Source organism: Pseudomonas sp. LS_2 (assembly GCF_042709235.1).
GTDB lineage: Bacteria > Pseudomonadota > Gammaproteobacteria > Pseudomonadales > Pseudomonadaceae > Aquipseudomonas.
Map to the genome: position 1 here is coordinate 244,542 of NZ_JAVAYC010000004.1, position 11,377 is coordinate 255,918.

An 11,377-nucleotide genomic window follows, 5' to 3' on the forward strand; every position below is an offset into this window, starting at 1 on the left:
CTCTGCGGGGTAGACCACGCCTGCAACCCTGGATGAACACCGTGTCGAACAAGTTCCTTCCCCTCGCCCTGGCCGCCCTGGTCATGGGCGGCTGCACCACCCAGCCGAAAACCACTCCGCTTACCCAGGACAAGACCCGCATCGTTGGTATCTGGGCAATGTTGCCGACCGGCAATGGCATCGCCAACGTCACCGAGTACCAGCCTGACGGCAAGGTGCGCCTGCATCCGTTCAACTGCGCCGAGCCTGGCGAGCGGGAAGTGGAGGTCTCGGACTACACCGTGGCCGCTGATGGCCAGTCGATTCATATCGCCGCGCCCAACCGCGCATTCGACCTCAAGGTGCTGGCGTTCACCGACCGGGTCATGGCACTGGGCATGCCGGTGGCCGATACCGAGCTGAAGTTCATGTACATGAAGGTCGACAAGGTCGAGCCGCTGTGCCGACTGTTCAGCCGCTCGCCCGAGGATGTCGCGCGCCAATCGCCCTACCGTCCGAGCGACTTCGTCGGAGCGCCAGGCATTCCGGCCCACGCCGGGATGCAGCGTTACATCGGCAATTGGGCGAACGACGAGGGCCAGGTGCAGATTCGAGTAGCGCGCGATGCCAGCGGCAACCCGTACCTGTTCATGCCCGACAGCGAGAACTGGCGTAGCCTGTATAACAACGTCCGCTGGCAGGGCGACCGCTTGCTGTTCAACAGCTATGCCTACTCGGAAAAGCCATCGCTCTACCGCCACCCCTATCACAAGTCGAACACGCCTATGAGCCTGGAGCCACAGGCCGACGGCAAGGTACTGCTCGGCTATACCATCGGTAGCAAGCACTTCGAACATTCGCTCAAACGTGTGGATGACTGAGCGATTTTTATTAAATTGCATATTAGGTTATTCCTAAAATCAATTTAATTTATTTGATTGGCCTCGGTAGAGTCTGCTCTTCCCATGTTCAGAGCAGACTCCGAGAAGCCCATGCCGACCCGATCACGATTGTTGCTGTTCGTCGCCAGCCTGCTGCTGGTGACCCAGGCGTTCGCCGCCGAGCGCCTGACCCTGCGCATTGGCGACCAGAAGGGCAACATGCGTGCTCAGTTGGAAGCTGCCGATGCCTTGCGCGACCTGCCCTACGACATTCACTGGGCCGAGTTCCCGGCAGCTGCGCCATTGGCCGAGGCGCTCAACGCCGGGGCGATCGATGCGGGCATCATCGGCGATGCGCCGCTGTTGTTCGTGCTGGCCTCCGGTGCGCCAGTGAAGGCTATCGCCGTAGACAAGTCCGACCCCTATGGCACTGCGTTGCTGGTGCGTCCGGACGCCTCTCTGCATAGCGCGACCGACCTCAAGGGCAAACGTATCGCCACCGGTCGCGGCTCGATCGGCCACCACCTGGCGCTCAAGGCGCTGGAGCAGGCCGGCTTGTCGGAGCAGGATGTGGAACTGCGTTTCCTCGGCCCGGTGGATGCCAAGATCGCCCTGGCCAATGGCTCGGTGGACGCTTGGGCGACCTGGGAGCCCTACACTGCGCTGGCCGAGTCGAGTGGACAGGGCAGGGTGCTGGTCAACGGTCGCGGCCTGTCCACTGGCAACAGCTTCCTGGCGGCCACCGACACGGCCCTGCAGGACCCGGCGCGCCGTGCGGCGTTGCAGGACTACCTCACACGCCTGGCCAGCGCGCAGGTGTGGGCGTACCAGCACCTGGACAGCTACTCCCGGACCCTGGCCGCGATCATCGGCTTCCCCGAGGCCGCCGCGCGCTTGCAGTTCGAACGCCGTCAACTGCGCTGGCAGGCGATCGACGAGCAGACCGTGGCCGAGCAACAGCAGACCGCCGACTTCTACCACGCCCATGGCCTGATGAGCCAACGCCTGGACGTCACCCCGACTTTCGCCAGCGGCTTCAGCGTGCCCACTGCCCCCGCCCTGGCCGCCAAGCCCTGACCTGGAGAACCTAGCATGATCGGATTAAAACACCTGCGCCTGGCCACCCTGGCGCTGCTGTTCGGTGCTGCGCTGCCGACCCTGGCCAGCGCCGAGCAGAACTTGCGCATCGGCTACCAGAAATCCTCGACCCTGCTGACCCTGCTCAAGGCCCGCGGCACCCTCGAGCAGCGCCTGCAAGCCCAGGGAATCCGGGTGAGCTGGCACGAGTTCCCCAGCGGCCTGCCGCTGCTGGAGGCGCTCAACCTGGGCAACGTCGACCTCTCGGCGGACGTCGCCGACACCGTGCCGGTATTCACCCAGGCCGCTGGTGCCCAGCTCACCTATTTCGCCCGCGAGGCGCCATCGCCCACGGCCCAGGCCATATTGGTGCCGGAGGGCTCGCCGTTGCAGTCGCTGGCCGACCTCAAGGGCAAGCGCGTGGCGGTGACAAAGGCTGCGGGTAGCCACTACTTGCTGATCCAGGCGTTGGCCAAGGCTGGCCTGAGCTTCAAGGATATCCAGCCGGCTTACCTGATTCCCGCCGACGGGCGTGCTGCATTCGAGAACGGCAAGGTCGATGCCTGGGTAACCTGGGACCCTTACGTTGCCAGCGCCCAGCGCCAGCAGAAGGCGCGGGTGCTGGTGGATGGCAGTGGCCTTGCCAACTACCAGCGCTACTACCTGGCCGGCAGCGACTACGCCAAGGCACACCCCAAGGTGCTGGAGGCGGTGTACCAGTCATTGCGCGAAATTGGCGCGTGGACCAAGGCCAACCCCGAGGCGGCCGCGCGGGTGCTTGGGCCGCTGTGGGGCAACCTGGACAGCGCAACGGTGCAGCAAGCCAATGGGCGGCGCAGCTATGACGTGCAGCCGGTCACCCAGGAGGATCTGGCCGAGCAGCAGAAAATTGCCGATGCGTTCTACCGCGAAGGCCTGCTGCCCAAGGCGGTGGACGCTCGGGCAGTGACCTTGTTCGAGGTGCGTTAGGCGGCGATCTTCGCGGTGTCGCCCTGCAACAACCAGAGGCTGCGCTGGTTGCGCAGGGCCGCGTCGAGGATCGAACCGCGGTTCTCACGCTGCGCAGCACGTTCCTCCTGGAACACCTGGTTGAGCAGGCTGCGCAGGTTGCGCGAACGAATCACCGAGGTGGGCGTGGTCATGTCTTCCTTGAGCTCGCCATCCACGTAGGTGCGAATACGTTCGCTCTGGGTGGCCTGCTGCGTGGCGCTGGCCTCGACCAAGGAGCCTTTGCTGTAGGCCAGGCGGGTACTGCTGCTGGCCTGGTCGCTAATCTCGTGGAAGCTGTAGTTCTGGGTCTTGCGGTCAAGGCCCAGGCGCAGATCCACCAACGGGTTCAGCCCCTTGTGGTAGGCGGCCTTGAGGCTGGACTGCGAATCTTGCTGCACCGAGCGGTTCAGTGGGCCATTGCCGGAGATGTTGGTCGATTGCGAGACCCTGTAGTCGAAGCGGTCGGCTTCTTCGGGGCGCATCGGGTTGGGATGGGTGCTGGACTGGCTGATCGAGGCGCTGAAGTCGAACAGGCCACTGAGCAGCGAGCGGTCGGTGTCGTTCAGGCCCGAGGCAAGCTCGAGGGTAGGCTTGCGCTTCTCGTCGACGTTGTTGAGCTGGGTGAAGGCGTCCTTGAGCAGGTCGGTGAGGTTCTGGTCACCCTTGCCACGTTGCTGGGCGGCGTCCAGCTGGCTCAGGTAGTTGTCGATCGCCGCCTGGCGTTGCGAGGCGCTGCCCAGCAGGGCGCTGTTGCGGGTGTCGAGGTTCAACTGCATGTTGCCGTTGGGGCCTTGCAGGCTAACGCTGCGCGCCTTGTCGTCCAGGCGCAGGTCGAAGGTTTGCTGCTGGCCCTGCACGTCGAACTTGGCGCTCATCGACAGCGAGGTGAACAAGGCCGGGTCGAGCTTGGCCAGTGCACCCAATTGCAGGCGTGGGGGCTGTTCAGTAAGGCCATTGATGGTCGACTGGAACGAATTGGCCAGTGCGCCCAGGCCCTTGAGCTCATCGTCGGTCAAGGTCCCGTCGCTGACCTCTGCACTTACCGCCAAGCCTTTGTCGTTGCTGGCCAAGGCCAGTTTGACGGTGGCGCCTGAGGCTGTGGTGAGGCTCAGGGTCACGCCGTTTTCCGGGTCCTGGCGCAGGCGCTGCTGTTGCAGCCTCAGCGCTTCTGGGCCGGGCTGGATGCCGTTGTTGGCGAAGGTGAACACCGATTGCGAGATATTCTGCCCGCCGTTGTTCGCCAACTGCGTCAGCAGCGCGGCGCCCAGCCCTTGGAAGCGCCCTGCGGGGTTCGAGGTCTGGATACCGCTCAACAATGCCAGGCTGACCTTGTCGTCGCTTTCCTGCTCCCACGCATAGCGCACCTGGCCGTCCAGCGAGCCGCGGGACGAATAGGTCTGCGAGTTGGGAATGCGCGTGTCCTGGCCCAGCGTGACGTTGCTGCTCGGCGTGCTGGCAGCTGCGATGAGCTGCCCGCCGCTGGGGGCCTGGGCAGCCGTCGATGGGGTGTAGGCCGGGGGGATGATGCGCAGTGCGGTGTTGATCGAGGTCATCACGGGCATCCATGCGAATGGGAGGGTATCCCGTGATATCGGCGTGGGTTCAGGAAACTTGAGCGCACCTGGTGCGTACCCATGGCAACCCGGCGAGGGCATGTGGCACGTAACTGCGCTTGGCGTTCGGTAGGCTCCGGCTCCGACATGGCAGGTGCCACGCCGTTTATTCGTTCAAGCGCTCAAAGCGCTGTTCGAAGGCTATCAAACGCGTCGCGCAAGAACTGGGTCGCCGGCTTGCGCTGGCCGTTCTGTTCTCTCCAGGCTTGCAGTGCCAGGCGCATGGCGCCTATCGAGATCATCGCCACCATCCGCAGTGCCGTTTGCCGTTCGGGTTGTCGCCAGACTTCGCGCAGGGCAAGAAAAAGCGCCTGCTCCTGCTTCGCATAGAAAGCCTGCTTGCGTGCGAGCAGCGATTCGCTCGACAGCATGAGGTTGTCTATGGCTGTCATCTGCTCGGTGGTGTAGCGCGCAATGCGCTTGACCATCACATCGCGGACTGCATCCAGCGGCGACGTGTCCGGGGATGCCTTGAGCACTTCGGCGATCAACTCGGCCGAATCGGCTTCCAGCCCGAAAAGGATGATGTCGTCCTTGGACTTGAAGTAGGAAAAGAAGGTACGGCGGGAGATTCCTGCCCCGGCCGCAATCGCATCCAGCGTCGTGCCGTCGTAGCCATCGGCAAGGAACAGCTGCAGCGCGACCTGGGCGATACGCTGGCGAGTCTCACGTTGCTTTCTCTCACGCAGGCCTTCCGATGGCGGGGCGCCTGCGGCGTTGAAAAATTCTGACATCTATGGGTCCATTGCAAATATGCACTTGGTGCAATAATGTTTGCACTCAGTGAATTCAAGTGTGCATCCAGTGTAACTTCACCCTCACCTTGCAGGCAAAACCATGACCTATTGGACCGCTTCCGATATTCCCTCCCAGCGCCGCCGTACGGCGGTCGTCACAGGCGCTGGCGGCCTGGGCTTCGAAGACGCACTGGCGTTGGCCCGCGCCGGTGCGCACGTGACCATCGCCGGACGAAACCCTTCCAAAGGGGCGGCAGCGGTAAACCAGATCCGCCAGCGAGTCCCTGGGGCGAAGGTGACATTCGGCCTGCTGGATCTAGCCAGCCTCGACTCCATCCGATCGTTCGTGCAGGGGCTGCGACGTTCGCACGACAGCCTGGACCTGTTGATCAACAACGCGGCGGTGATGGCCCCGCCCCGGCGCCAGGTGACTGCCGATGGCTTCGAGTTGCAGTTGGGTACGAACTACCTGGGGCACTTCGCCCTGACCGCTCAGCTTTTGCCCTTGCTGCGCAACGGCAAGCAGGCGCGCGTTGTCACGCTGTCGAGCGTGGCTGCCCGTGAAGGCGTGATCGACTTCGAAGACCTGCAAGCCCAGGGCGTCTACAAGCCGATGCGCGCTTATGGCCAATCGAAACTCGCCTGCCTGATGTTCGCGCTCGAGCTGCAACGCCGCAGCGATGTTGCAGGCTGGGGTATCGAGAGCATTGCGGCTCATCCCGGCATTTCGCGCACCGACCTGCTGCCCAATGGTGCCGGTGCCTGGAGCGTCGGAGGTTTCCTTCGGCGTTTCATGTGGTTCCTCTTCCAGCCGGCAGGCCAAGGCGCATTGCCCACGCTTTTCGCCGCGACTTCGCCGCAGGCACGCGGCGGCGCCTACTACGGGCCGGACAGGCTGTACGAGATGCGCGGCTACCCAAGCGTCGCCGCGATCCCCGTACAAGCGCTGGATGCAGCGGCGGCGGCGCGACTCTGGACGGTTTCCGAGAAACTGACCGGCACGCTCTTTTCCGACGGGCCAAAGCCTTCAGGGACACTTCTGAATTTCCGTGAACTGGGGGCGTTATGAGCGGTGGGTTATCAAAGAGGGCGCAGGGGATTTTGCTGGGGGCAGCGCTGGCGTTTGGCTGGTCGCAAACCTGGGCGCACAGCGTGGAGCCTGCGTACGAGGTGATCGACTACGATTGGATCGACGCTGAGCGGTCGCGCCCGGTGCCTGCGCGTCTGTACTGGCCGAAGGGGGCGACCGCCGAGGGCAGCGTGCCGCTCGTGGTGTTCTCCCATGGCATCGGTGGCTCGCGACAGGGCTACAGCTACCTTGGAAAGCACTGGTCGAGCCGTGGTGTCGCCAGCCTGCACGTCCAGCACGTCGGCAGTGACAACAGGTTATGGTCGGGCAACCCGTTCGCGGTGGTCAAACGCCTGCAGGCGGCCGCCCAGGAGCAGGAGGCCATTGCCCGTGCAGGCGATGTGCGTTTTGCGCTCGACCGCATGCTCTCGCGTGAGACAGGCAAGCGTGGGCGTGCGGTGAACCGGCAGCGGCTGATCGCGGCGGGTCATTCGTATGGCGCGAACACCACGCTGCTGACGCTAGGCGCGCAGGTCATCCGAAATGGCCAGGCGATCACCGGCCACGATCCGCGTTTTACCGCCGGGGTCATCATCTCTACCCCACCGTTCTACAACGAACCCGACCTGCCGGCCGTGCTGGGCAGGGTCGCCGTGCCGACCCTTCATGTGACCGCTACCGAGGATGTCATCTCCATTCCGGGCTACCGCTCGGGCGTGACGGATCGACTGGCCGTCTTCGAGGCCATTCCCCACGCGCACAAGCTGCTGGCGGTTTTTCGCGGCGGTTCCCACAGCATGTTCACCGACCGATCGCTCACCGGCGGCCCTGCGCTCAACCCCAAGGTCAAGCTCGCCACGGCGGATCTCGCCCTGGCGTTCTTCGATCAGGTGTTCAAGCACGATGGGGTGGCACTTGCACGCTGGCAAACGAACTGGGCGCCTATCCTTGCTCGAGCACCCTTGGATTACGCGCCCGCAAACGCAACGGCCCGCCATGAAGGCGGGCCGTTGGCTACAACCGTGCAGCAGTGACGATCAGCGGCGGCGGAACAGCGGCAGCGGTTCGTCGGTGGCGGCCTGGTAGGTCACCGAGAAGTCCTTCAGGCTTTGCAGGGCGTCTTCCGGGTCCTTGTCGGCGCGGATGGCGAACGCATCGAAACCGCAGCGGGCCATGTAGAACAGCTGGTCGCGCAGCACGTCGCCAATGGCGCGCAGTTCACCCTTGAACTGGTAGCGGTCACGCAGCAGGCGCGCGTTGGAGTAGCTGCGCCCGTCGGTGAACGCCGGGAAGTTCAGGGCGATGACCTGGAAATGGGCGACGTCCTCGCCGATTTCCTCGGCTTCCTCGTCGCTGTCCAGCCAAATGCCCAAGCCACCGTCGCGAGCCTTGAGCACATGGGAGTGGTCGCGCCACAGGTGCAGCGGGACGATGTAGTCGTCGCAGTTGGTCAGCTCGTCCAGGGACGTTTCCTTGGGCAGCAGGTGCCAGGTCTCGTCGACCAGCTGGTTGTGCTTAATGATTCGCTGCATAGACGCGTTCCTTGAATGGGTCGATGCCGATACGCTGGTAGGTGTCGATGAAGCGCTCGTCCTCGGTACGTCGCTCGACGTACACATCGATCAGCTTCTCGATCACATCGGCCATATCGTCCTGGGCGAACGATGGGCCAAGGATCTTGCCCAGGCTCGCATCCCGCGCGGCATTGCCGCCCAGCGACACCTGGTAGAACTCCTCGCCCTTCTTGTCCACCCCGAGGATGCCGATGTGGCCGACATGGTGGTGGCCGCAGGCGTTCATGCAACCGGAGATGTTCAGGTCGAGCTCGCCGATGTCGAACAGGTAGTCCAGGTCGTCGAAACGGCGCTGGATGGATTCGGCGATCGGGATCGACTTGGCGTTGGCCAACGAGCAGAAATCACCGCCAGGGCAGCAGATGATGTCGGTCAGCAGGCCGATGTTCGGCGTAGCGAAGCCTTGCTCGCGCAGTTCCAGCCACAGCGTGTGCAACTGGCGCTGCTCGACATCGGCGAGAATGATGTTCTGCTCGTGGGAGGTGCGCAGGAAGCCAAAGCTGTAGCGTTCGGCCAGGTCGGCGACGGCATCGAGCTGCTTGTCGGTCAGGTCGCCCGGCGCGACGCCGGTGGGCTTGAGCGACAGGGTCACGGCCACGTAGCCCGGGCGTTTGTGGGCACGCACATTGCGCGAGCGCCAGCGGGCGAAGCCTGGGTGCTCCTGGTCCAGTGCGGTGTAGTCGACGTTTTCCAGTGCCTGGTAATCGGGGTCGACGAAGTGGCGGGCCACACGCTCGACTTCCGCTTCGGTCAGGGTGGTGCTGCCGCCGCGCAGGTGGACCATTTCGGCCTCGACCTTCTCGGCGAACACTTCCGGGGTGAGCGCCTTGACCAGAATCTTGATGCGCGCCTTGTACTTGTTGTCACGGCGGCCGTAACGGTTGTACACCCGCAGGATCGCGTCCAGGTAGCTGAGCAGGTCCTGCCAGGGCAGGAACTCGTTGATGAACGCACCGATGACCGGGGTGCGGCCCAGGCCGCCACCGACCAGCACGCGAAAGCCCAGTTCGCCGGCCTCGTTGCGCACCGGCTCCAGGCCGATGTCGTGCACTTCGATGGCGGCGCGGTCGTCCTTCGAACCGTTCACGGCGATCTTGAACTTCCGCGGCAGGTAGGCGAATTCCGGGTGGAAAGTGGTCCACTGTCGGACGATTTCGCACCAGGGGCGTGGGTCGACCAGCTCGTCGGCAGCGACGCCGGCGAATTGGTCGGTGGTGACGTTGCGCAGGCAGTTGCCGCTGGTCTGGATCGCGTGCATCTGCACGGTGGCCAGCTCGGCCAGGATGTCGGGGACGTCTTCCAGTGCCGGCCAGTTGTATTGCACGTTCTGGCGGGTACTGATGTGCGCGTAGCCCTTGTCGTAGTCGCGGGCGATCTTCGCCAGCATGCGAACCTGCTTGGTGCTCAGCTGGCCATAGGGCACGGCCACGCGCAGCATCGGGGCGAAACGCTGGATGTAGAGGCCATTCTGCAGGCGCAGAGGGCGGAATTCTTCTTCGCTCAGCTCACCGGCCAGGTAGCGGCGGGTCTGATCACGGAACTGCTTGACGCGGTCCTCGATGATCCGCTGATCGTACTCGTCGTATACGTACATAAAAGTCCTGTCTCAGGCTGCATGCAGCTAATTGCGCGCACGGCCGCGCACTCCGTGGCGGAGCCGGAGCACGATAGCAGGTTGGATTTATGCGCTAAAGTGATGTTTTTGCATATGAAAAGAACCATTTGGACTAAGTGAGATTGACTGCCATTTGCCCGCCCCATCCAGGCGCCCGGCTATAATGGCCGGGTTTTGCTTCCCAAGGTGGATATGCATGTTCAAGGGCTTCTGGAGCCTGTGCCTGTGCCTGTCATGGGCGACCGGCGCGCAGGCCACGTCGGTGGTGTTTCTCAACCCGGGGTTTTCCCACGAGACGTTCTGGGCCAGTTATTCGCGCTTCATGCAGGCTGCCGCCGACGACCTGGGCATGGAGTTGCGTGTGACCTATGGCGAGCGCGACCCCGAGCGTCTGCTGGCACAGGCGCGTGACGCGCTGGCCCGCAAGCCCGATTACCTGGTGCTGGTGAACGAGCAGTACGTGGCCCCGGAAATAATCCGTCTGTCGCGTGACACCGGTGTGAAGCTGTTTCTGGTCAACAACGGCCTGACCGAGAGCCAGGCGCGGACCATCGAGGCGCACCCGCAAAGCTACGCCCCGGTGCTGGGCACCTTCGTCTCCAATGACGAAGAGGCCGGTTACCGCATGCTGCGCGAATTGGTGAAGCAACTGCCCCCGTCCAACGAGCCGGTGGAGTTGCTGGCCTTTGCCGGGTTTGCCACCACGCCCGCCTCGCAACTGCGTGAGCAGGGCATGCGCCGGGCCTTGGCCGATGCGCCCCAGGTGCGTTTGCGCCAGGTGGTATATGGCGGCTGGAGCCGCCAGCGGGCGTTCGAGCAGGCGCAGGTGTTGCTCAAGCGCTACCCGCAGGTGCAGTTGGTGTGGTCGGCCAATGACGAGATGGCCCTTGGCGCCATGCAGGCCTTCCAGGAGGCTGGGCGGGTGCCGGGGCGCGATGTGCTGTTCAGTGCCATCAACAGCTCCCCTGAGACCTTGCGGGCGCGCATCGAAGGCCGCCTGAGCGTGCTGATGGCCGGGCATTTCACCCTTGGTGGTTGGGCCATGGTGATGCTGCATGACGATGCCCTGGGCTTGCCTGCCAGCCGAGAAGGCCGGCAACTGCATCGATTGCCGCTCTTGCAGTTGATCGACCGTGAGAAAGCCCAGCGCTGGTTGATGTTGTCCGAGCAGGATGATGGCTACGGCGTCGATTTCGGGCGCTACAGCGCAGAGGGGCGCCCACCGGGGTACCGGTACCCGTTTCTCACGTCACCCGTCGAATATTGAAAGACCTTGCTTGAGCAAAGGGCATTGCTGAACTTAACTGCTGCGTGTGAAGTGCATTCCCATAACCACTACAAGAGGCAATGCAATGGGAAACCCGACCAAGCTGCGTAAGCCTGACAGCAGTGTCGATGCCTGGGCGATCTTGTGTCTGATCGTCCTGGTTGTCGTGACCGCCGTGTATTGGGTCAGCCACCAGTAACGTTCGTACCAGACCGTGTGATGCAACCAGGGCCGCCCGCGCAAGGGATTTGCGCGGGCGGGTTGCGTTTTGGGGCAGGTCAGCGGGCGGTGAGGTGCATCGCCAGTTGCACCAGCCCGATCAGCACCAGAATGAACACCAGGGTGAACAAGCTGCCCAGGGCGATGAAGTGGCTGGCTTTGCCATGGGTGAAGTCGCGTGCGCGGTTCTTGCCGCTCTGCACGCCGAAGGCGGCGGCAAGGATGCTGTGCAGCATCTGCCAGAAGGTGGGCGGTTTGCCTTGGTTGGAATCGTCCATGAGCGGCTCCTGAGGGTTTCAGAGGCGATCAGGGACAGTGTAGACAGTGGCAGTCTACCCAGGGGCCCGCTGTACCTG

At 63.6% G+C, this 11,377-nt stretch carries 11 protein-coding genes; 6 read left to right on the forward strand and 5 right to left on the reverse strand.

Features of this window, described 5'->3' with window-relative positions; all coding sequences use genetic code 11:
- The first annotated feature begins 32 nt into the window (after positions 1-32).
- From RAC97_RS05810 to RAC97_RS05820, 3 genes are all read left to right on the forward strand, one after another.
- Positions 33-860: a hypothetical protein gene (locus RAC97_RS05810; RefSeq protein ID WP_375097829.1), complete on the forward strand. Its 828-nt coding sequence runs from the start codon at positions 33-35 to the stop codon at positions 858-860.
- Between the two features lie 111 nt (positions 861-971).
- Positions 972-1,937: an ABC transporter substrate-binding protein gene (locus RAC97_RS05815; RefSeq protein WP_375097830.1), complete on the forward strand. Its 966-nt coding sequence runs from the start codon at positions 972-974 to the stop codon at positions 1,935-1,937.
- 15 nt (positions 1,938-1,952) lie between these two features.
- Positions 1,953-2,906: an aliphatic sulfonate ABC transporter substrate-binding protein gene (locus RAC97_RS05820; protein WP_375097831.1), complete on the forward strand. Its 954-nt coding sequence runs from the start codon at positions 1,953-1,955 to the stop codon at positions 2,904-2,906.
- On the opposite strand, the gene RAC97_RS05825 is transcribed toward RAC97_RS05820, so the two are convergent.
- Entirely contained in the window at positions 2,903-4,480 is a 1,578-nt protein-coding gene (locus tag RAC97_RS05825) for a hypothetical protein (protein ID WP_375097832.1), read from the reverse strand. The genes RAC97_RS05820 and RAC97_RS05825 overlap by 4 nt on opposite strands.
- A gap of 182 nt (positions 4,481-4,662) precedes the next feature.
- Positions 4,663-5,274: a TetR/AcrR family transcriptional regulator gene (locus tag RAC97_RS05830; protein WP_375097833.1), complete on the reverse strand. Its 612-nt coding sequence runs from the start codon at positions 5,272-5,274 to the stop codon at positions 4,663-4,665.
- 103 nt (positions 5,275-5,377) lie between these two features.
- On the opposite strand from RAC97_RS05830, the gene RAC97_RS05835 reads away from it, so the two are divergent.
- Both RAC97_RS05835 and RAC97_RS05840 read left to right on the forward strand, forming a co-directional pair.
- Positions 5,378-6,346 (forward strand): SDR family oxidoreductase, encoded by a 969-nt coding sequence (locus RAC97_RS05835; protein ID WP_375097834.1) that lies wholly within the window; start codon positions 5,378-5,380, stop codon positions 6,344-6,346.
- A 101-nt stretch (positions 6,347-6,447) separates the two neighbouring features.
- Positions 6,448-7,380, forward strand: a complete 933-nt coding sequence (locus RAC97_RS05840) for an alpha/beta hydrolase family protein (RefSeq protein ID WP_375097835.1) — start codon at positions 6,448-6,450, stop codon at positions 7,378-7,380.
- Between the two features lie 3 nt (positions 7,381-7,383).
- On the opposite strand, the gene RAC97_RS05845 is transcribed toward RAC97_RS05840, so the two are convergent.
- Together RAC97_RS05845 and RAC97_RS05850 are read right to left on the reverse strand one after the other, a co-directional pair.
- The gene (locus RAC97_RS05845; RefSeq protein WP_375097836.1) at positions 7,384-7,878 is read right to left on the reverse strand and encodes a DUF934 domain-containing protein; all 495 of its coding nucleotides are present in this window, start codon (positions 7,876-7,878) and stop codon (positions 7,384-7,386) included.
- Positions 7,862-9,514 carry a nitrite/sulfite reductase gene (locus RAC97_RS05850; protein ID WP_375097837.1) on the reverse strand — a complete coding sequence of 551 codons (1,653 nt, stop codon included), beginning with the start codon at positions 9,512-9,514 and terminating at the stop codon, positions 7,862-7,864. Before RAC97_RS05850 ends, RAC97_RS05845 begins: the two co-directional genes overlap by 17 nt.
- A gap of 217 nt (positions 9,515-9,731) precedes the next feature.
- Between RAC97_RS05850 and RAC97_RS05855 the strand changes: the two genes are divergently transcribed.
- A complete protein-coding gene (locus RAC97_RS05855; protein WP_375097838.1) occupies positions 9,732-10,802 on the forward strand; it encodes an ABC transporter substrate-binding protein in 1,071 nt (356 codons plus the stop codon).
- Positions 10,803-11,080: 278 nt separating this feature from the next.
- On the opposite strand, the gene RAC97_RS05860 is transcribed toward RAC97_RS05855, so the two are convergent.
- Positions 11,081-11,299 (reverse strand): DUF2970 domain-containing protein, encoded by a 219-nt coding sequence (locus tag RAC97_RS05860; protein WP_375097839.1) that lies wholly within the window; start codon positions 11,297-11,299, stop codon positions 11,081-11,083.
- Positions 11,300-11,377: the final 78 nt, after the last annotated feature.

Bases quoted from the DNA above. Each gene is read 5' to 3' on its own strand.
- RAC97_RS05810 (WP_375097829.1), top strand. From the start codon at position 33: ATGAACACCGTGTCGAACAAGTTCCTTCCCCTCGCCCTGGCCGCCCTG.
- RAC97_RS05815 (WP_375097830.1), top strand. From the start codon at position 972: ATGCCGACCCGATCACGATTGTTGCTGTTCGTCGCCAGCCTGCTGCTG.
- RAC97_RS05820 (WP_375097831.1), top strand. From the start codon at position 1,953: ATGATCGGATTAAAACACCTGCGCCTGGCCACCCTGGCGCTGCTGTTC.
- RAC97_RS05825 (WP_375097832.1), bottom strand. From the start codon at position 4,480: ATGACCTCGATCAACACCGCACTGCGCATCATCCCCCCGGCCTACACC.
- RAC97_RS05830 (WP_375097833.1), bottom strand. From the start codon at position 5,274: ATGTCAGAATTTTTCAACGCCGCAGGCGCCCCGCCATCGGAAGGCCTG.
- RAC97_RS05835 (WP_375097834.1), top strand. From the start codon at position 5,378: ATGACCTATTGGACCGCTTCCGATATTCCCTCCCAGCGCCGCCGTACG.
- RAC97_RS05845 (WP_375097836.1), bottom strand. From the start codon at position 7,878: ATGCAGCGAATCATTAAGCACAACCAGCTGGTCGACGAGACCTGGCAC.
- RAC97_RS05850 (WP_375097837.1), bottom strand. From the start codon at position 9,514: ATGTACGTATACGACGAGTACGATCAGCGGATCATCGAGGACCGCGTC.
- RAC97_RS05855 (WP_375097838.1), top strand. From the start codon at position 9,732: ATGTTCAAGGGCTTCTGGAGCCTGTGCCTGTGCCTGTCATGGGCGACC.
- RAC97_RS05860 (WP_375097839.1), bottom strand. From the start codon at position 11,299: ATGGACGATTCCAACCAAGGCAAACCGCCCACCTTCTGGCAGATGCTG.